Here is a 19811-nt window from a genome sequence, read left to right on the forward strand (position 1 = left end):
GTACACCGAAGGTGCCCGTATCGTGGCCGGCCTGGACCGCGTCGGCGTGTCGRCCAGCCCGGCGCGCAACGGCAGCCGCGATGCCTTTACCGACGGCGCCCGCAACGKCAACCGCGACGCCTTCACCGACGGCGCCCGCACCGGCAAGTTCGACCCGTACACCGAAGGTGCCCGTATCGTGGCCGGCCTGGACCGCGTCGGCGTGTCGGCCAGCCCGGCGCGCAACGGCAGCCGCGACGCCTTCACCGACGGCGCCCGCAACGGCAACCGCGACGCGTTCACCGATGGCGCCCGCGTAGGCAAGTTCGACCCGTACACCGACGGCGCCCGTATCGTGGCCGGCCTGGACCGCGTCGGCGTATCGGCCAGCCCGGCGCGCATCAGCAACCGCGACGGCTATACCGATGGCGCGCGCAGCGGCAACCGCGATGCCTTCACCGATGGCGCCCGCACCGGCAAGTTCGATGTCTTCACCGAAGGCGCCAACGCCTGAGCGAAGTCAAGGTGCCCGCTTCCGCAGTCGGGAGCGGGGCACGCGGCGAACGGCCGGCGTTTCCGGTCCCTTCGCCGTGTGATCTGTTTTTGTTMTGAACGACGTCAAGAGGGTCCGCCGAAATGCGGATGCATGCCATATGACAACCCGATCCGTACGCGAACAACTGCTCGAGCACACGCTGGTGCTGGTCGGTCAGCGGGGTTTCAATGGCTTCAGTTATCGTGACCTGGCCGAGCGAGTGGGTGTGAAGACCTCCAGCATCCACTACCACTTCCCGTCCAAGGAAGACCTGGTCGAGGCTGCCGTGACGGAATACAGCGCCCGCGTGTGCGAACGCGTGCGCCACATCGACGCGGCCCTGCCGCCGGAAGCGCAGGCGCGCGAATTCCTGAAGCCGTGGCTGGATTCGGCGGGCGGCGACGGCATCTGCCTGGTCGGCATGCTGTCGACCGAGGCGCTGATGTTGCCGGAACCCGTGCACCGGGTGCTCAAGGAGTACTATCGCGTGAACGAATCCTGGCTCACGCGCCTGTTCGAGAGCGTGTACGCCACGCAGCAGACGGCTGCCGCGATATCGGCGCAATCGATGGCGCAGGCTGTGCTCGGTGCGCTGCAGAGCGGACTTGTGGTGGCGCGGCTGTTCGGCGCACCGCAGCGGATCGAGGCCGCGGCCGACCTGCTGACCGCTTCGGTAGCCGCCCCGGGGTCCGCCCGCGGCGCGCAAGCCATGCCTGCCTGAGCGCGCGGTCCCGACGAAGCAAACGCCCGCCGCATGGCGGGCGTTTGCTTTGGCCCGTCATCTCAGGGGCAGGTCTCAAGCGTGTGCGCAAGCCACTCGATCACCGGCCGGAAGCGCGACGCGCCGCGAAACTCCTGCGGATAGGCCAGCCATATCTCCCGCACCACTTCGGGCACTTCGCGCACCAGCGCCAGCCGCGCATCGCCGCGCGCCAGGTAGTGCGGCAACAGCCCGATGCCAAGCCCGCTGCAGATCGCCTCGTGCACCGCCAGCATATTGTTCGACTGGAAACCGGTACGCGCGGCGGCCCTGTGCGTCCATTCCGATTCCGGCAGCGCAAGCCCTTCGTCGAGCAGCCCGCATAGCGGCGCGGCCGCGAGCTCGGCTTGCGGCCAGGGTCCCGCATCGGCCGCCCGCGCCGGCGCATAGAGGCCGAATCCCATGCTGCCCGCGCGTTGCGCAATCACGTCGTGTTCCTGCGGCCGCGCCAGCCGTACCGCCAGGTGCGCGCGCCGCCGCGCCAGGCTGGCGATGCGGTTGTCCGTCTCCAGCCTGACTTCGAGCTGCGGGTGGGCGCGGTACAGCGTGGACAAACGCGGGGTGAGGAAGTGACTGCCGAGCGCCGCCGTGCAGGCGATGCTGACCACGCCGGAGACGCCCGCGCCCGCATCCTCCACCTCGCGCAGCAGGCGCTCGGCCGAATTTTCCATCTGCTGCGCTGCCGCCAGCGCCGCGCGCCCGGCGGCCGACAGGGCGAAAGCGCCTTCGGTGCGCGTCGCCACCKGTTTGCCGAGCGCGCTCTCCAGCCGCCGGATGCGACGGATTGCGGTGGCGTGCGTCACACCCAGTTCGCGCGCGCAGGCCGAGTAGTTGCCGGTACGGATCAGCGTGGACAAGGTCAGCAGGTCGTCCCAATGCAGTGAACGTTTTTGCACAGTGAATGTGAGCGGATTGAGAATTGCCGAACAGGATAGCGCGGCCTATCATCGCCTGCACGGTAGACGCCAGGACGGCGCCTGCCGGCCCCGGCGGGGCCGCCATCTGCACACTGCACGCAAGAAAGGAGTCACGATGTCCACCCCCTTTACCCTGCTCGACCTTGCCGGCGCCAGCCGCGCCCCTTCGGCCTGGGAGGCCGCCACGCTGGTGCTGGTGGACCACCAGCGCGAGTATGTGGACGGCAAGCTGCCGCTGACCGGCATGCCTGCCGCCACCGCTGCCTGCGCCGATCTGCTGGCGCTGGCGCGGCGCCACGGCAGCCCTGTGGTGCACGTGGTGCATCACGGACGGCCCGGCAGCGGCGGCGCTTTCGATCCGGAAGGTCCTTATGCTGCGATCATCGAAGGGCTCGAGCCGGGCGCGGKCGAGCACACCGTGGTCAAGAGCCTGCCGAACAGTTTCGCCGGCACCACGCTGGCGGCGCTGCTGGAAAGGCTCGGGCGCAAGGAGCTGATCGTGGGCGGCTTCCAGACCCATATGTGCATCAGCGCCACGGTGCGCTCGGCACTCGACCACGGCTATCGCACGACCGTGGTCGCCTCGGCCTGCGCCACGCGTGACCTGCCCGATCMTCTGGGCGGCGCGCCGCTTGCGGCCCACGAGGTCCACCGGGGGGCGCTGGTCGCGCTGAACGACCGTTTTGCCACGGTGGTGGCGAGCCCGGCGGTCTGGGCTTAGGCCGGGCGACCGGGCGCCCGCCGCGGGGGTGCGCCGGCTGGGGTGCTGGTGCATACTACGGCCTCGCCGGCTCCCGGCCCGTTCCTCCGCTATCCGAACCGCCCATGAAACGCATTCTCGTCATCAAGATCACCTCGCTGGGTGACATGGTCCACACATTGCCGTTGGTGTCCGACCTGCGCCGCGCCTACCCCGAGGCCAAGATCGACTGGGTGGCGGACGCTTCCTGCGCGGATATCCCGCGCTGGGCCGTGGACGTGGATCGCGTGATCGCACCGCCGCTGCGCGGCTTCAAGAAGTCGCGCAGCTGGGCCGACCTGCGTGCCATCATCGGCGCGCTCTGGCAGCTGCGCCGGGAAAAGTACGACGTGGTGGTGGACGTGCATGGCGTCTACAAGAGCGCCATCGTGGCCTGGCTTGCGCGCTCGCGCCGCCGGCTCGGCTACGCGGCCGAATACCTCGGCGAGGCGCGCGCCGTCTTTGCCTATACGCAGATCTTCGGGCCGCATGGCGATGCCACGGCGCGCTACAAKATGCGCATGGTGGTCGCCAACGCGCTGGGATACCCGATCGATGCCGCCGAGCACTATGCCTTGCGCGTGCCCGCGCCCGCCACGCCGCTGAACGCTGACGGCATTGCGCGCGCGATGCTCTTCCATGCCACCTCGGTCGAGGCCAAGAAATGGCCGGCGCAACGGTGGATTGCCGTGGGCCGGGAACTGGCGGGCCGCGGCTACAAGATCCAGCTGCCGTGGGGGTCGCCGGCCGAGCGCGCGGAATCCGAAGCACTGGCCGCGGAAATCCCGGGCGCGGAGGTGCTGCCGCGCATGACCATCACCGAATGCGCGCAACGCGTCGATGCCGCGGCCCTGGTGGTCGGCACGGACACGGGTTTCGTCCATCTGGCGGATGCGCTGGGCAAGCCCTCGGTCATGCTGTTTACCGTGACCGACAGCCAGCATTTCGGCATCAGCACGCCGGGGCAGTCGGTGTCCGTCGGCGCGAAAGGCGTGGTGCCGGAAGTGAGCGAAGTGCTCGACGCCATCGCCCACGTCACGGCGGGCGAGCGCAGCGCCCAGCCGGGCGCCACCCATATGGCCTGAGCGGCGCGCGCTAACAGGCGGGCATCAGGCGGGCATCAGGCGGGCATGGCGACGGCATCGGGGCGCGCGGCCCGCAGGCCGCGGCACCACGTCGCGGCGATGGCACCCAGCAGCCGCAGCGCCATCAGCGGACGCGCCAGGCATCGCTGCACTTGTTCGCTGTGGCTCTCGCCGTAGAGGCACCACGAGCAGAAGTGCTCGCAGTTGTTGGTCAGCAGCCGGTAGCGGTCTTCGCCCAGGCGCGAGCGGGCGCGCCGGACGGCTTCTTCGCCGATGTCCGCGCTCAGCGGCACGGCCTTGACTTCGATGCCGCCGCCGGCKGCGAACCGGTCCGGGGCCAGTTCTTCGACGGGGCCGCTGCGCCAGCCATGCGCCAGTCCGGCGTAGTGCACCACGCGGCCACTGCGTCGCCCCGCCCGGACGCACGCCGACGCACGCCGCAGCATGCCGCCCGGGACCGGCTTTCGATCATTTGATCAAACAGCGGCTTCGCCCGGGCACCCRGCAGACAGGGCGGCCGTCTTGTGTTATGTATMAATCGATATATAATCGTTCTGTTGCGAACGATAGAAAACGTCATTCCCTTCGTTCCCAGATGCAAACCACGTCACCTGATCACACGGCAAGGAACCACCATGGCGCGACCGCGCGGATTCGATGAGCAGCAGGTACTGGACGCCGCCGGAGATGCCTTCTGGGCCAAGGGTTTCGAGGCCACCTCCACGCGCGACCTGGTGCGGCTGACTGGCCTGACGCAGCCCAGCCTCTACAACGCCTTCGGCGACAAGCGCGGTCTATACCGGCGCGCGCTGGAACACTACCTGGGCAAGACCTTGCATGACCGGATCGACCGGCTGGAGTCGGCGTTGCCGCCGGGCCATGCGATTGCCGCCTTCTTCGGCGAGATCGTCGAGCGCTCGCTCGCCGACGAGCACCATCGCGGCTGCATGCTGGTCAACGCGGCGGTGGAGTCGACGCCCGAGGACGAGGAACTGCAGCGCGMCATCGTMGCCGAGCTGGACCAGCTCAAGCGTTTCTTCCAGCGCTGCATGACGGCGGGGCAAGCCAGTGGCGAGGTCCCGCAGGTGCTGCCGGCCGAGGATGCCGCGACCCAGCTGCTGGCGGTGCTGCTCGGCGTGCGCGTGCTGGCGCGGATCAATCCGCAGCGCGCGCTGCTCGAGGGCGCGGTCAGGCCGGTGCTCGGCATGCTGGGCCTGCCGCCTCTGCCCGGCGCGGGGCGCGCGCCATAGCGGCAGCATCTGCTTCGCGCGCCGACGCGGAAAACGCAGCCGTTCTAGAATGGCCGGGACGCCCGAGACGCGCGTGCGGCGCCTGCCGCGCATGCCACAGACCGCAAGGAGCCGTGCCCCATGAGCCAGAGTCAATTGTTCCAGCCGCTTTCGATCGGAAACCTGCGGCTCGAAAACCGCATCGCCATTGCACCCATGTGCCAGTACTCGGCGCAAGACGGATCGGCCGGCGACTGGCACATGATCCATCTCGGCCAGCTCGCGCTGTCCGGCGCGGGGCTGCTGATCATCGAGGCCTCGGCGGTATCGCCGGAAGGGCGCATCACGCCGCAGGACCTGGGCCTCTACTCGGATGCCAACGAAGCCGCGCTGGGCAAGGTGATTGCCGCGGCCCGAGCGCACGCGCCGATCGCCATTGCCATCCAGATTTCCCATGCCGGGCGCAAGGCGTCGAGCCAGGCGCCGTGGGATGGCGGCAGCCAGATCCGTCCCGACGAGCCGCGTGGCTGGAAGACGCTGGCGCCATCCGCGGTGCCGCACGCCGAGGGTGAAGATCCGCCGCAGGCGCTCGACCGCGCCGGCATGGACAAGATCCGGCAAGACTTCGTGGCCGCCGCGCAGCGTGCCGCGCGCCTTGGCCTCGACGGCATCGAGATCCACGCCGCGCACGGCTACCTGCTGCACCAGTTCCTCTCGCCGCTGGCCAACAAGCGCGACGACGAATACGGCGGCAGCCTGGAAAACCGCATGCGCTTCCCGCTCGAAGTGTTCGACGCCGTGCGCGCCGCGTTTCCGGCCGACAAGCCGGTGTGGGTACGCATCTCCGCCACGGACTGGGTGCCGGGCGGCTGGGATATCGACGGCACCGTGGCGCTGTCCAGGGCGCTCAAKGCGCGCGGCTGCGCGGCCATCCACGTGACCACCGGCGGCGTTTCGCCGCAGCAGGCCATCAAGCTCGGACCGGGCTACCAGGTTCCCTACGCGCAGCKGGTCAAGGCCGAAGTKGGCTTGCCGACCATCGCGGTGGGCCTGATCACCGAACCCGAGCAGGCCGAGGCCATCATCGCCAACGGCGAGGCGGATGTGGTCTCGCTGGCGCGCGCCATGCTCTACGATCCGCGCTGGCCATGGCACGCGGCGGCGAAGCTCGGCGCGCAGGTCCACGCGCCCAGGCAATACTGGCGCTCGCAGCCGCGCGAGTACAAGGACCTGTTCTTCGGCGCCAGCTTCGGCCAGCGCTGACGCAAACGGGCCCGCGCAAGGCGGGCCCGTGTTCCACGCCGCATCGGCAGCGGCGAGGCTCAGTCGGCCTGGATGCCGAACTCCTTCACGATCTTGCTGTAGCGCGTAGCGTCCGACGCGATCAGCTTGCCGAGCACGGCCGGCTCGCCACCCACGGGCGTGACCGCGATGGTGGCCATGCGCGCCACCACGTCAGGCATCTTCAGGATGTCGTTGACGTGGGCGTTCAGCGTCTTCACCAGCTCGGGCGGCAGCCCCTTCGGGGCCAGCAGCGCCTGCCACGCGCCAATTTCCACATCCTTGTAGCCAAGCTCGGCGAGCGTCGGCACGTTGGGCGCGAACGGCGAGCGCTTCAGGTCCGCCACCGCCAGCGGCACGATGCTGCCGGTGCCGATGTACTGGGATACCGCGCCCAGCGTGATATACGTCATCGGCACCTGGCCGCCCAGTACGTCGACCACCGCCGGCGCGGTGCCGCGATAGGGCACTTGCGAGATTTTCACGCCCGCAGCCTTGTTGAACAGCTCGCCCAGGATATGCATCGGCGAGCCGTTGCCCGGGCTCGCGTACGTCTGCAGGCTGCCCGCCCTGGCGCGCGCGACCAGGTCCGGCAGCCTGGTGATGCCGGTGCCCTTGCCGACCACCACGAACAGCGAMTGCACGCCAAGCTGCGCCACTGGCGTGAAGTCGGCGCGCACGTCGTAGGCGGCACCGGTGCCGCTCTTGAGCACCAGCGGCGCGATGGCCACGGTATTGGGCGCGACCAGCAGCGTATAGCCGTCGGCCGGGGCCTTGGCCACGTAGGCGCTGCCGATGGTGCCGGCGGCGCCCGTGCGGTTCTCGACCACCACCGACTGATGCACCCGTGCGGACAGCTTCTCGGCGATCAGGCGGGCCAGCACGTYGGTATCGCCGCCGGCGGGATAGGCCACCACCAGCGTGATGGGCTTGGCGGGATAGGCCTGCGCGTGGCTCGCGGCGGGCGCCAGCAGGGCGCTTGTCGCCGCCATGGCGGCAAGCAGGATGCGGATTGCGGACTTCATGGGATACCCCCTCTCGATTKACTTCATGCCGGGCCGCGGCCCGGCAGGCGCCTGCCGGCGCCCTGGCGCTCAGAACGTGTGTTTGATGCCGAGCATCGCGCCCAGCTGCKAGCCGCCCGGCTTCGGATTGGAGCCAGGCGCGCCGCCGCTCACCGACAGGGCCGACTGCCCGCCATTGTCGATATAGCCCGCGGTGGCGTACACCGAGGTGCGTTTGGAGAAGGCATAGGTGCCGCGCAGCGCGTACAGCATCGCCTTGTTGTCGCTGTTGTGATACTTGAGGTAGTAGAGCTGGCCAGCCAGCGTGAACGCGGGCGTGATGTCGTAGGCCATGCCGGCGTACCAGAGGTCGCTGCGCGGCGTCGGGCTGCCCTGGTTGTCGCGGCGGATCACGCCGGCGCCKAGCTTGGCCTTGGACAGCAGCATGTAGCCGTTGAGCGAGAGGCGGTCATCGCGCAGGCTGCTGCTGGTCAGGCCTGCGAACGCGCCGGGGCCGCCGCGCAGCGAGTCGTAGGCCGCGCCCACGCCCCATGTCTTGTTGTCGTACTGCAGCAGCGCGGACCACTCGCGGCATTGCGTGTGGTTGGCCGGGTTCTCTCCCGCGCAATTTGCGCCAGAAGGGCTCGGGCCGGCGTTGACCKAGTCGCGTCCGAAGCTGTACGTCGCGCCCACCGTGAAGCCGCCGAAGGTGCCCTTGTACGAGACCGCGTTGTCGGCGCGCGTATTCGGCAGGTAGCTGTCGAGCGAGCCGGAGCCGAATACATTGGGCCCGAGGATGTCCGGGTCCAGCGTGGCCCAGAACAGCATGGTGTACTGCCGGCCCAGGGCCACCTGACCCCACTGGCCGGACAAGCCTACCAGCGCCTGGCGGCCGAACAGGCGGCCGCCCTGGTTGGCGCTGCCGGAATCCGGCGCAAAGCCGGACTCGAGCACGAACAGGCTCTTGAGCCCGCCGYCCAGGTCTTCGGTCCCGCGGATACCCCAGCGCGACGGCACCGTGCCGGTCAGCGTCGTCATGCGGAACAGGTTGTCCTTTGCCGCGCCGACGTTGTTCACGTATTCGATGCCGGTATCGACCACGCCATACAGCGTCACCGATGACTGGGCCGAGGCAAGCATGGGCACCGCTGCCAGGGCAGCCAGCGCKATCCGTCCAAGTTTCATTTAACGATTCCTCTCTTTTCTGCCATGTGGTGTAAGGGCGCCGCGGTGCTCTGCGAGACCGTGCGCGGCGGAAAGAGCGCATGAGGAAAGCATGCACTTTTCCGCTTTATGTTTTATAGGTAAAACATCAGATTACATAAGAAACAACGAGCAAAATATAGCTGGTGATCTCGCGAATGGCAGGAGCGGGAAATCCCTAGTGATGTCGGGAAGCGACGGCGGCGCTGCACGGGCGGCGGCGCGCATGTGCCGGTTGATGCGCCGCGGCAGGCCCGGCCCGCGCCATTGCCAGGGCGGTCCGCCGCTCCGAAAGGCGCCGCCGGCTTGGCCATGCGGAAAAACGGGGAGCGGGAGAATGCCTGGATGTCGGGACGACGAGCCGCAATGCGGCTTGCGGAGAAATTTTTCGTCGCGGGGTTAACCCGGATMACGCTTCCCCGAAGGCCGGTCTATATTTCCTAGGTTTTATCTGAAAACTAAAGTTTCATATATGGAACAAAAGACCTCGCCCGCAATCCCGCAACCCGTGCCGGAACTCTTGCGCGCCCTGGACAGCGCTTTCACCGAACAACGCGTGGTCACCGCCGCTGGCGCGCAAGTCGCCTACCGCAGCGGCGGYAAGCGCGGCCCGGTGATCGTCCTGCTGCACGGCATCAGTTCCGGGGCGGCTTCGTGGCTGCCCTGCGCCAGCCTGCTGGCGGCCGACGCGCGCGTGATCGCGTGKGACGCCCCCGGCTACGGCAACTCGCAGCCTTTGGCGGTGGCCGCGCCGTCCGCCGCCGACTACGGCCGGCGCCTGCAGGACCTGTTGCGCGTGCTGGATGTGCGGCCCGATGTCATCGTGGGTCATTCGCTGGGCGCGCTGATGGCCTGCGCTTTMCTTGCCGAGGCGGCCCCCGCACTGCTGCCCGCCCGCACATTGCTGCTGAGCCCCGCGCAGGGCTACGGCGGCGCCGGCAAGGAAGACAAGGCCCTTGAAGTGGAACGGCAACGCCTCGACGCGCTCGCCGCCGTCGGCGTGGAAGGCCTCGCCGAACGCGGGCCGGCACGGCTGCTGAGCGGCGCGGCCGGCGCCGACGCGCGGGCCTGGGTGAGCTGGAACATGCGCCGGCTCCATCCGGGCGGCTACCGGCAGGCGGTGGCCATGCTGTGCGGCGACGCCATCGAGCACTACCTGCGGCAGCGGCCCCAGGGCGCGAGCGTGCGCGTGGGTTGCGGCGCGCTGGACGTGGTGRCGCCACCGCCGGCCGGTGCGGCGCTGGCCGAGCGCTTCGACCTGCCGTTCGCCCTCATCCCCGATGCCGGCCACGCCTGCTATGTCGAGCAGGCCGCAGCGGTGGCGCGCTGGATCCGCAGCTGATCCGCGCGCCCGGCGCTCGCCCAGATCCAGGCTGCGGCCCGGCCTGGCCGCTTCCTGCGGATAGTCGTCAAATCAAAGGGTAAACCCCAGTCTATTTTTGAAGTTTCGTTGTCTATAGTGGTGTCTGTGTTCAATATTTAAATCAGTGTTTTACCAGTAAAACAAAACACGGATGAGACAGCAGGCAACGAAGGTGCATAGGAGCAGCGCAATGGAAGACCTCGCATACAACCCGAACCTGGCGCCGTGGGAGCGCCCGGCGCCGAACAACGTCGCCGGCAAGGGCCACATCGAGCAGCCGGGCAAGGTGGCCAACGTCGTGTGGCAAACGCGCGCCGCGGCGCCGACCGCCTACGAGAACGCGCTCGGCGATGCGCTGGAAGCCGCCTTCGAAGCCGGTGCCCTGAACCCGGCAGACCTGGTGCGCGCCTTCAACCAGGCCGGCTTCCTGGGCGCCGACGGCCAGGCCTGGAKCGAAGAGCGCCTGCTCGCCGAGCTGCGCCGGCTCGGCGCGTAGGGCAGGCCGGCCCGACGCCAACAACATCAACGCGATCGCGACGGCAGGCGGCACGGCAAGACGCCCCATCTTCGCAACTGCGATCCGATCCGGTACCCGCAAGAGGCTAGAGAGCAAACAATGGAATCCAACAAGCAAGCGCGTGCTGAAGCGCGCCTGAACAGCGGTCTGCATAACTACTGGTATCCGGTGTCCGCCTCGTGGGCGGTCGCGCACGCGCCGATCGGCATCACGCGCCTGGGCCAGAACATCGTGCTGTGGCGCGACGGCGCCGGCCAGGTCCACGCGCTGGAAGACCGCTGCCCGCACCGCGGTGCGCGTCTGTCGATGGGCTGGAACCTCGGCGACCGCGTGGCCTGCTGGTACCACGGCGTGGAAGTCGGCKGCGACGGCCAGGTCAAGAGCGTGCCGGCGGTGGATAGCTGCCCGCTCGAAGGCAAGACCTGCGTGCGCAGCTACCCGGTGCAGGAAAAGGCCGGCGCCATCTTCCTGTGGTTCGGCGAGCGCGCCCCGGTGCAAGGCGAGGGCGGTGCCGACGCGCTGCGCCTGCCGGAAGAACTGGAGAGCGACGAGCACAGCCATTTCCTGTGCGTGGCGCACTGGGACTGCAATTACCGCTACGCCATCGACAACGTCATGGACCCGATGCACGGGGCCTACCTGCACGCGGTCTCGCACTCGATGGCCAGCGGCGAGAAGCAGGCCGTGATGTCGGTGCGCGAGACCGACACCGGCCTGGTGTTCGAGAAGACCGGCCAGCGCGGCGTGAACTTCGACTGGGTCGAGTTCGGCGAGACCGGCACGCTGTGGCTGCGCCTGGCGATCCCCTACCGCGCCAAGGTCGGCCCGGGCGGCCCGTTCGGCATCGTCGGCATGGCCACGCCGGTCGACGAGGACCACTGCATGGTGTTCTTCTGGCGCACCCGCCACGTGCAGGGCTGGGAGCGCGACGTGTGGCGCTTCCTGTATCGCAACCGCCTCGAAGGCCTGCACTGGGACGTGCTGGAGCAGGACCGCGTGGTGCTGGAAATGATGGCGCCGAACGCGCGCGACCACGAAACGCTGTACCAGCACGACGTGGGTATCACCCGCGTGCGCCGCCTGCTGCGCCGCCGTGCCGACCAGGAAGTCGCGGACGAGCCGGTCGCCATGCTCAAGCCCGTCGGCGGGATGGCGAGCCATGCCTGAGACCAACCGCAACAAGCTGCTGGCCGKCCGCCGCGTGCTGGTGACCGGCGCGGCGCGCGGGCTCGGGCTGGACTTCGCCACGCAGATCGCCGAAGCCGGCGCCGCGGTGGCGATGGCCGACATCCTGGCCGAGCGCCTGCAGGAAGAAGTCGCGACGCTGAAGGCGCGCGGGCTGAACGTCGTGCCCATCGTGCTGGACCTCGGCAGCCCCGAATCGGTGAAGGCCTGCGCCGCCGAAGCGGTGGCCGTGCTGGGCGGGCTGGATGGCCTCGTCAACAATGCCGCGGTGACCGATTCGGGCGGCCGCGACGCATCGGCCATCGACATCGCCACCTGGGACCGCGTGATGAACATCAACGTGCGCGGCACCTGGCTGATGACCACCGCCTGCCTGCCGGCGCTGCGCGCATCGGGCCGCGGCGCCATCGTCAACCTGGCCTCGGACACGCCGCTGTGGGGCGCGCCCAACCTGCTGGCMTACGTGGCCAGCAAGAGCGCCATCATCGGCATGACCCGCTCGCTGGCGCGCGAACTCGGCGGCGACAACGTCACCGTCAACGCCATCGCGCCGGGCCTGACCATGGTCGAGGCCACCGAATACGTGCCCCAGAAGAGGCGCGACCTCTATCGCGAACAACGCGCGATTTCGCGCGAACAGCTCCCCGCGGATGTTTCCGGGGCCGTGCTGTTCGCCCTCTCCGACCTGTCGCGCTTCGTGACAGGCCAGACGCTGGCCGTCAACGGCGGCTTCGTCATGCACTGAGCCAAGAAGGAAACCAAATGAGCGATCTTTCCCAACAAGAAAACATCAAGCGTTCCTGGGAGCAGCCGCAAGGCGCTTCCTTCGACCAGTGGATGGAGGGCCGCGTGGCACGCTTCTCCACGCGCCGCTACGACTGGGACGCGCTGAAGTTCCAGGCCGACCACGACCCCAAGTACCGCCGTGCGCAGATGCGCTATCTCGGCACCGGCGGCACCGGCGTGGCGGCCGACACCAATACCGTGCCGTCCGAGAATTTCACCTTCTCGACCATGATCATTCCGGCCGGCCACGAGKGCCCGTCGCACCTGCACACCGATGTGGAAGAGGTCTTCTTCATCCTGCGCGGCAAGATCAAGCTGGTCCTCGAGAAGGACGGCCAGCGCTTCGAAACCATCCTGACCGACCGCGACCTGGTGTCGGTGCCGCCGGGCGTGTACCGCGAGGAGATCAACATCGGCGAGGAAGACGCGCTGATGTGCGTGATGCTCGGCGCCAAGAAGCCCATCACGCCGACCTATCCGCCCGAGCATCCGCTCGCCCAGATCAAGCGCTGAGCGTGAAAGCGCCGGCGCCGCGGGCAAACCAGCCATGCACGCGCCGGCATCACGCAGACACGAGCCACTCATGAACCAAGAACGCCTGCCGGAAGACATCCAGGACAAGTACATCGTGCCCGGACTGGAACGCGGCCTGCGCCTGCTGGCCGAGTTCAGCCGCCGCGACCGCACGCTGACCGCGGCCGACCTGGCGCGCCGTCTCAAGGTGCCGCGCTCGACCGTGTTCCGCCTGCTCGCCACGCTGGAGATGATGGGCTTCGTGGAGCGCACCGAAGGCGGGCGCGAGTTCCGCCTCGGCATGGCCGTGCTGCGCCTGGGCTTCGAGTACCTGGCCTCGCTGGAGCTGACCGAACTGGGCCGCCCCGTGCTCGACCGCCTGCGCGACGATATCCGCTATCCGTGCAATCTGGTGGTGCGCGACGGTCGCTCCATCGTCTACGTGGCCAAGTCGGTGGCGCCCACGCCGTTTTCCAGCTCGGTCACGGTCGGCACGCGGCTGCCGGCGCATGCGACCGTGCTCGGGCGCGTGCTGCTCGAAGACCTCACGCTGGCGGAGCTGCGCGCGCTGTACCCGGAGCCCCGGCTCGAATCGTTTTCGCCCAGCACGCCTGGCACCGTGGAAGCGCTGTTCGAGATGGTGCAGCGCGACCGCGAGCGCGGCGTGGTGCTGCAGGAAGCGTTCTTCGAGGCCAGCATCTCGACCATCGCCGCGCCGGTGCGCGACCGCACCAGCAAGGTGGTAGCCGCGCTCGGCGTCACCATCCCCGCAGCGCGCATCGACCCGGCGCTGCTGGACACGATGGTGGAGAAAGTCAGAGACACCGCGGGCGAGCTGTCTCGCCTGCTTGACTACCGGCCGCAGGAGCTCGCCAAGGTGGTCAACTTGTATCGGGAGTGAGACTGATGTCCATGATTGAACTCGGCGGCAAGGTTGCCGTCGTCACCGGTGGGTCCTCGGGCATCGGCCTGGCCACCGTGGAATTATTGCTGGAGGCGGGCGCCGCCGTGGCGATGTGCGGGCGCAATGAAGCGCGCCTGCGCGAAGCCGAAGGCAGGCTGCGMGCGCGCTTCCCGCAGGCGCGCCTGTTCGCCGCGGCCTGCGACGTGCTGCAGCCGGAGCAGGTCAAGGCCTTCGCCGCTGCCAGCGAGGCCGCGCTCGGTGCGGCCGATATGCTGGTCAACAACGCAGGGCAGGGCCGCGTCTCCACCTTCGCCAACACCGAAGACGCCGCCTGGCTCGAAGAACTGCAGCTCAAGTTCTTCTCGGTGATCCATGCCACGCGCGCCTTCCTGCCGCAGCTCGAACGCYCCGACAGCGCCGCCGTCGTGTGCGTGAACTCGCTGCTGGCGGTACAGCCCGAGCCGCACATGGTCGCCACTTCGGCGGCACGTGCGGGCGTGCACAACCTGGTGCGCTCGCTGGCCACCGAATTCGCGCCCAGGCGCATCCGCGTCAACGGCATCCTGCTCGGCCTGGTCGAGTCGGGCCAGTGGCGCCGCCGTTTCGAGGCGCGTCCTGAAGAGGACCGCCACCTGGACTGGGCCGCGTGGACCGCGCGCCTGGCGCAGCAAAAGCATATCCAGCTCGGCCGTCTTGGCCTGCCGCAGGAAGCSGCGCGCGCGATCCTGTTCCTTGCCTCGCCGTTGTCTTCGTACACCACGGGCAGCCACATCGATATTTCCGGAGGACTTTCCCGTCATGCGTAACGAACAACATCAGCAACAGCAGCAACTGCAGCAACCGCAGCAGGACCAACAACAAGTCACGGTCGGCCATGCCATCGCCGCCTTCCTCGAGCAGTGCGGCGTCAAGGCTGCGTTMGGCGTGATCTCGATCCACAACATGCCCATCCTCGACGCCATGGGCGAGCGTGGCAAGATCCGCTTCGTGCCGGCGCGCGGCGAAGCGGGCGGCACCAATATGGCCGATGCCTGTGCCCGCACCACCGGCGGCCTCGGCGTCTGCCTGACCAGCACCGGCACGGCCGCCGGCAATGCCGCCGGCGCCATGGTCGAAGCGCTGACCGCCGGCACGCCGCTGCTGCACCTCACCGGCCAGATCGAGACGCMGTACCTGGACCAGAGCCTGGCCTACATCCACGAGGCACCGGACCAGCTCACCATGCTCAAGGCCATCTCCAAGGCCGCCTTCCGCATCCGTAGCGCGGACACCGCGCTGAGCACCATCAAGCTGGCCGTGCAGACCGCGCTGACCGCGCCCACCGGCCCCGTCAGCGTCGAGATTCCCATCGACATCCAGGCCGCGCTGATCCCCATGCCGGCCGACCTGCGCCCGCTGGCCGTGCCGGCCCACGTGCCGTCTGCGCAGGCGCTGGACGAACTGGCCGAGCGCCTGGCCAGGGCCCGCCGCCCGCTGCTGTGGCTCGGCGGCGGCGCGCGCCACGCCGGCGCGCAGGTCAAGCGMCTGCTGGCGCTGGGCTTCGGCGTGGTGACCAGCACGCAAGGCCGCGGCATCGTGGCAGAAGACGATCCCCGCTCGCTGGGCGCCTTCAACCTGCACAAGCCGGTGGAGCAGTTCTACCAGAGCTGCGACGCCATGCTGGTGGTGGGCTCGCGCCTGCGCGGCAATGAAACGCTGAAGTACGAACTCAAGCTGCCGCGTCCGCTGTTCCGCGTGGATGCGGACGCCTCGGCCGAAGGCCGCTGCTACCAGACCGACAACTTCGTCTGCGGCGACGCCGCGCTGGCCCTCGAAGGCCTGGCCGACCGGCTCGAAGGCAAGCTCAAGGTGGACCCCGCCTTCGCCGCCGACCTGCGCCGCGCGCACGACACCGCCATGGGCGGCCTGATCGACGGCCTGGGCCCGTACGCGGCGCTGGTCGAAGCGCTGCAGGGCGCGGTGGGCAAGAACTTCAACTGGGTGCGCGACGTCACCGTGTCCAACAGCACCTGGGGCAATCGCCAGCTGCGCATCTTCGATCCGCGCGCCGGCGTGCATGCGCTGGGCGGCGGCATCGGCCAGGGCCTGGCGATGGGCATCGGCGCGGCGGTCGGCGCGGCGGTCACGGCCTCGGGCAAGAAAACCTTCTGCCTGGCCGGCGACGGTGGCTTCATCCTCAACCTGGGCGAGCTGGCCACCGCGGTGCAGGAGCGCGCCGACGTGGTCTTCGTCCTGATGAACGACAAGGGCTATGGCGTCATCAAGAACATCCAGGACGCGCAATACGGCGGCCGCCGCCACTATGTGGACCTGCACACGCCCGACTACGCGCAGTTGTCGCAGGCGCTTGCGCTGCGCCACCGCCGCGTGAGCAACCTGGCCGAGGTCGGCCGTGCGCTGGAAGACGCGACCATCGAACCCGGTCCGTTCCTGCTGGAGATCGACATGCTCTCCATCGGCAGCTTCAAGACCGCGTTMGCCGGCCCGCCGGTCAACAAGGAAGCCGACGCGGACGCAGACAAGGCGCGCGCCGCCGAGCGCGGCACCGTGACGGCCTGAGGGAGACGCAACATGCTGCATGTGTCGATGGTGGGATGCGGAGCGATCGGGCGCGGTGTGCTTGAATTGCTCAAGAGCGATCCGGACGTGGTGTTCGACGTGGTGGTGGTGCCCGAGGCCCAGATGGACCAGGCCCGCGACGCAGTCTCCGCGCTGGCGCCACGCGCCCGCGTGGCGACCTGCCTGAGCCAGGCCGACGGACGCCCCGACCTGCTGGTCGAGTGTGCCGGCCACCACGCGCTGGAGGAGCACATCGTGCCGGCGCTGGAGCGCGGCATCGCCTGCCTGGTGGTCTCGGTGGGCGCGCTGTCGGAGCCGGGCCTGGCCGAACGGCTGGAAGCGGCGGCGCGGCGCGGCGGCACCCAGGTGCAGCTGCTCTCCGGCGCGATCGGCGCCATCGATGCACTGGCGGCGGCCCGCGTGGGCGGGCTCGATGCGGTGATCTACACCGGGCGCAAGCCGCCCGGCGCGTGGAAGGACACGCCGGCCGAGGCGCTCGTCGATCTCGACGCGCTGACCGAGGCCACGGTGATCTTCGAAGGCACCGCGCGCGAGGCCGCGCGGCTCTACCCCAAGAACGCCAACGTGGCCGCCACGCTGTCGATGGCCGGGCTCGGACTGGACCATACGCAGGTCAAGCTGCTGGCCGATCCGGGCGTGGACGAAAACGTGCACCACGTGGAGGCGCGTGGCGCCTTCGGCGGCTTCGAGCTGACCATGCGCGGCAAGCCGCTGGCGGCCAACCCCAAGACCTCGGCGCTGACGGTGTTCAGCGTGGTGCGCGCGCTGGGCAACCGCGCGCACGCCATGTCGATTTAAGCAGGCAGACAGGCCAGACCAGGCCAGCAAGGCAATCATGATGAAGCAAGCAATTCTCCCCATCTGCATCGCAGGCCAGTGGCGCCTGGGCGGCGGCGAACGCTACGCCACGCGCTATCCCGCCACCGGCGAGGTCGTCGCCGAACTGAACGCGGCCAGCCTGGACGACGTGGAGGAAGCCGTGCAGGGCGCGCACCGCGCCTTCCTCACCAGCGGCTGGGCGCAGCGCAAGCCCCACGAACGCGCCGCCGTGCTGCATCGCGTGGCCGACCTGATCCGCGCGCGCGCCGAGCCGCTCGCGCAGCGCCAGCGCCTGGACAACGGCAAGCCCATCAGCGAGACGCGCGCGCTGGTGGCCAGCGCCGCCGGCACCTTCCAGTTCTTCGCCGCCGCGTGCGAGACGCTGGAGGAAACGCTCACGCCGGCGCGCGGCGATTTCCTCGCCATGAGCGTGCACGAAGCCATGGGCGTGGTGGCGGCGATCACGCCGTGGAACTCGCCCATCGCCAGCGAGGCGCAGAAGCTGGCGCCGGCGCTGGCCGCCGGCAACGCCGTGGTGATCAAGCCAGCCGAGATCACGCCGCTGATGGCGCTGGAACTCGCCGCCATCTGCGAAGAGGCCGGCGTGCCCAAGGGCCTGGTCAGCGTGCTGCCCGGCAAGGGCTCGGTGATCGGCGACGCCATCACCAAGCACCCGCTGGTGCGCCGMGTGTCCTTTACCGGCGGCACGTCGACGGGCCGCCATATCGCCCACATCGCCGCCGACAAGATGATGCSGGTGTCGCTGGAGCTGGGCGGCAAGTCGCCCACCATGGTGTTCKAGGACGCGGACCTGGACCACGCCGTCAACGGCGTGCTGTACGGCATCTTCAGTTCCTCGGGCGAATCCTGCATCGCCGGCTCGCGCCTGTTCGTGGCACGTTCCCTGTATGAGGCTTTCATGGAACGCCTGGCCGAGGGTGCGGCGCGCCTGCGCGTGGGCGATCCGGCCGACGAGCGCACCCAGATGGGGCCGCTGATCAGCGACCGCCATCGCGACTCGATCGAATCGTATGTGGCGCTCGGCGTGTCCGAAGGCGGCCAGTTGCGCACCGGCGGCTTGCGTCCCACGGTGGCGGGCTGCGAGAACGGTTACTTCTATACGCCCACCATCATCGAAGGGCTCGATAACAGCGCCCGCGTCTGCCAGGAAGAAATCTTCGGGCCGGTGCTGGTGGCGATGGCCTTCGACGACGAGGACGACCTGATCGCGCAGGCCAACGACAGCGTGTACGCGCTGGCCGCTGGCGTGTGGACGCGCGACTACAAGCGCGCCTGGCGCTTCGCGCGCGCGGTGCAGGCCGGCAATGTGTGGATCAATACCTACAAGCAGTTCTCGATCTCCACGCCGTTCGGCGGCTGGCGCGACAGTGGCCTGGGCCGCGAGAAGGGGCGCCTGGGCATCCTGCAGTACATGGAGCAGAAGASCGTSTACTGGGGCATGCACGAGCAGCCGCTGCCGTGGGCCAACTGAGCCGGTGCGCAGGTCACGAACAATGCAGCAAGCAAAGAGAGCAGAGCAGGAGATGGGAATGAACACGATTCTGGGCATCGACGAGATCGTCTACGGTGCCGACGACCTGGACGCCTGCCGGCGCTTCTTCGCCGACTGGGGCCTCACGCTGGTGCGCGAGGACGCGGCCGGGCTGGACTTCGAAACGCTCAACGGCTGCCGCGTGCTGGTGCGCCGCACCGACGATCCTGCGTTGCCGGCGGCAATGGAAGCGGGCCCGACGCTGCGCGAAGTGGTGTGGGGGGTGGATACGCAGGCGGCACTCGACAAGCTTGCCGACGCCATCCGCGCCGAACCCGGCTTTGTCGCCATCGGCGAACACGGCGCGCGCGGTGTGGAGGGCGAGCGCGTGGGCTGCACCGATCCGAACGGCCTGGCCGTGCGCTTCCAGCTCACGCGCAAGCGCGAGATCGAAGTGGAGTGCGCCGCCATGAACACCTGGAACGACAAGCCGCGCCTGAACCAGCGCAGCCCGATCTACKAGCGCGCCACGCCGATCGAAGTGGGCCACGTGGTGTTCTTCGTCAAGGACGTCGCCGCCACCGAGCGCTTCTACACGGAGAAACTGGGCTTCGTGCCGTCGGACCACTATCCGGGCCGCGGCGCCTTCCTGCGCTGCGCGCCCGACGGCGGCCACCACGACCTGTTCCTGCTGCAGCTGCCGCAGGCCAAGAGCGGGCTGAACCACGTGGCCTTCACCGTGCGCGATATCCATGAGGTATTCGGCGGCGGCCTGCATGTGTCGCGCAGCGGCTGGGACACGCAGCTTGGCCCGGGCCGGCATCCGATTTCCTCGGCCTACTTCTGGTACTTCAAGAACCCGGCCGGCGGCCTGATMGAGTACTACGCCGACGAAGACCAGCTCGATGCGCACTGGGAAC

19 protein-coding genes and 2 pseudogenes are annotated in these 19811 nt (G+C 68.9%); 17 read left to right on the top strand and 4 right to left on the bottom strand.

Annotation, left to right across the window (positions count from 1 at the left end):
* Positions 1-493, top strand: a pseudogene (locus tag AC1DKV_RS36595) (hypothetical protein); the annotation flags it as partial.
* A 139-nt stretch (positions 494-632) separates the two neighbouring features.
* Complete coding sequence (locus AC1DKV_RS36600; RefSeq protein ID WP_441618187.1) at positions 633-1235, top strand: TetR/AcrR family transcriptional regulator; 603 nt, start codon at positions 633-635, stop codon at positions 1233-1235.
* Positions 1236-1297: 62 nt separating this feature from the next.
* Here the strand turns inward: AC1DKV_RS36600 and AC1DKV_RS36605 are convergent, their stop codons facing one another.
* A complete protein-coding gene (locus tag AC1DKV_RS36605) occupies positions 1298-2170 on the bottom strand; it encodes a LysR family transcriptional regulator (protein WP_477139313.1) in 873 nt (290 codons plus the stop codon).
* Positions 2171-2306: 136 nt separating this feature from the next.
* On the opposite strand from AC1DKV_RS36605, the gene AC1DKV_RS36610 reads away from it, so the two are divergent.
* A complete protein-coding gene (locus AC1DKV_RS36610; RefSeq protein WP_477139314.1) occupies positions 2307-2912 on the top strand; it encodes a cysteine hydrolase family protein in 606 nt (201 codons plus the stop codon).
* A gap of 104 nt (positions 2913-3016) precedes the next feature.
* On the top strand, positions 3017-4015 hold the full coding sequence (gene waaC / locus AC1DKV_RS36615) for a lipopolysaccharide heptosyltransferase I (RefSeq protein ID WP_477139315.1): 999 nt from the start codon (positions 3017-3019) through the stop codon (positions 4013-4015).
* Between the two features lie 35 nt (positions 4016-4050).
* On the opposite strand, the pseudogene AC1DKV_RS36620 reads toward waaC, so the two are convergent.
* Positions 4051-4419, bottom strand: a pseudogene (locus AC1DKV_RS36620) (lecithin retinol acyltransferase family protein); the annotation flags it as partial.
* A 231-nt stretch (positions 4420-4650) separates the two neighbouring features.
* Between AC1DKV_RS36620 and AC1DKV_RS36625 the strand changes: the two are divergent.
* Entirely contained in the window at positions 4651-5265 is a 615-nt protein-coding gene (locus AC1DKV_RS36625; protein WP_477139316.1) for a TetR/AcrR family transcriptional regulator, read from the top strand.
* Positions 5266-5385: 120 nt separating this feature from the next.
* On the top strand, positions 5386-6507 hold the full coding sequence (locus AC1DKV_RS36630) for an NADH:flavin oxidoreductase/NADH oxidase (protein ID WP_477139317.1): 1122 nt from the start codon (positions 5386-5388) through the stop codon (positions 6505-6507).
* A 59-nt stretch (positions 6508-6566) separates the two neighbouring features.
* Here the strand turns inward: AC1DKV_RS36630 and AC1DKV_RS36635 are convergent, their stop codons facing one another.
* A complete protein-coding gene (locus tag AC1DKV_RS36635) occupies positions 6567-7550 on the bottom strand; it encodes a Bug family tripartite tricarboxylate transporter substrate binding protein (RefSeq protein WP_477139318.1) in 984 nt (327 codons plus the stop codon).
* A 69-nt stretch (positions 7551-7619) separates the two neighbouring features.
* The gene (locus tag AC1DKV_RS36640) at positions 7620-8714 is read right to left on the bottom strand and encodes a porin (RefSeq protein ID WP_477139319.1); all 1095 of its coding nucleotides are present in this window, start codon (positions 8712-8714) and stop codon (positions 7620-7622) included.
* A 490-nt stretch (positions 8715-9204) separates the two neighbouring features.
* Between AC1DKV_RS36640 and AC1DKV_RS36645 the strand changes: the two genes are divergently transcribed.
* The 11 genes from AC1DKV_RS36645 to AC1DKV_RS36695 all read left to right on the top strand — a co-directional run.
* The gene (locus AC1DKV_RS36645; RefSeq protein WP_477139320.1) at positions 9205-10074 is read left to right on the top strand and encodes an alpha/beta fold hydrolase; all 870 of its coding nucleotides are present in this window, start codon (positions 9205-9207) and stop codon (positions 10072-10074) included.
* 211 nt (positions 10075-10285) lie between these two features.
* Entirely contained in the window at positions 10286-10591 is a 306-nt protein-coding gene (locus AC1DKV_RS36650) for a recombinase-like helix-turn-helix domain-containing protein (protein WP_477139321.1), read from the top strand.
* Positions 10592-10711: 120 nt separating this feature from the next.
* On the top strand, positions 10712-11779 hold the full coding sequence (locus AC1DKV_RS36655) for a Rieske 2Fe-2S domain-containing protein (RefSeq protein WP_477139322.1): 1068 nt from the start codon (positions 10712-10714) through the stop codon (positions 11777-11779).
* The gene (locus AC1DKV_RS36660) at positions 11772-12542 is read left to right on the top strand and encodes an SDR family oxidoreductase (RefSeq protein WP_477139323.1); all 771 of its coding nucleotides are present in this window, start codon (positions 11772-11774) and stop codon (positions 12540-12542) included. Before AC1DKV_RS36655 ends, AC1DKV_RS36660 begins: the two co-directional genes overlap by 8 nt.
* Positions 12543-12559: 17 nt before the next feature.
* Positions 12560-13096, top strand: coding sequence for a cupin domain-containing protein (locus AC1DKV_RS36665; RefSeq protein WP_477139324.1), 537 nt, complete (start codon positions 12560-12562; stop codon positions 13094-13096).
* Positions 13097-13166: 70 nt separating this feature from the next.
* The gene (locus AC1DKV_RS36670; RefSeq protein WP_441643374.1) at positions 13167-13997 is read left to right on the top strand and encodes an IclR family transcriptional regulator; all 831 of its coding nucleotides are present in this window, start codon (positions 13167-13169) and stop codon (positions 13995-13997) included.
* A gap of 5 nt (positions 13998-14002) precedes the next feature.
* Positions 14003-14806: an SDR family oxidoreductase gene (locus tag AC1DKV_RS36675; protein ID WP_477139325.1), complete on the top strand. Its 804-nt coding sequence runs from the start codon at positions 14003-14005 to the stop codon at positions 14804-14806.
* The gene (locus AC1DKV_RS36680) at positions 14799-16559 is read left to right on the top strand and encodes a thiamine pyrophosphate-binding protein (protein ID WP_477139326.1); all 1761 of its coding nucleotides are present in this window, start codon (positions 14799-14801) and stop codon (positions 16557-16559) included. Before AC1DKV_RS36675 ends, AC1DKV_RS36680 begins: the two co-directional genes overlap by 8 nt.
* 12 nt (positions 16560-16571) lie before the next feature.
* Positions 16572-17378, top strand: coding sequence for an aspartate dehydrogenase (locus AC1DKV_RS36685; protein ID WP_441618219.1), 807 nt, complete (start codon positions 16572-16574; stop codon positions 17376-17378).
* Between the two features lie 37 nt (positions 17379-17415).
* Complete coding sequence (locus tag AC1DKV_RS36690) at positions 17416-18891, top strand: aldehyde dehydrogenase (RefSeq protein WP_477139327.1); 1476 nt, start codon at positions 17416-17418, stop codon at positions 18889-18891.
* A 58-nt stretch (positions 18892-18949) separates the two neighbouring features.
* On the top strand, positions 18950-19811 hold an 862-nt coding region (locus AC1DKV_RS36695; RefSeq protein ID WP_477139328.1), incomplete at its 3' end, for a VOC family protein.

Source organism: Cupriavidus sp. 05T41 (genome assembly GCF_056396525.1).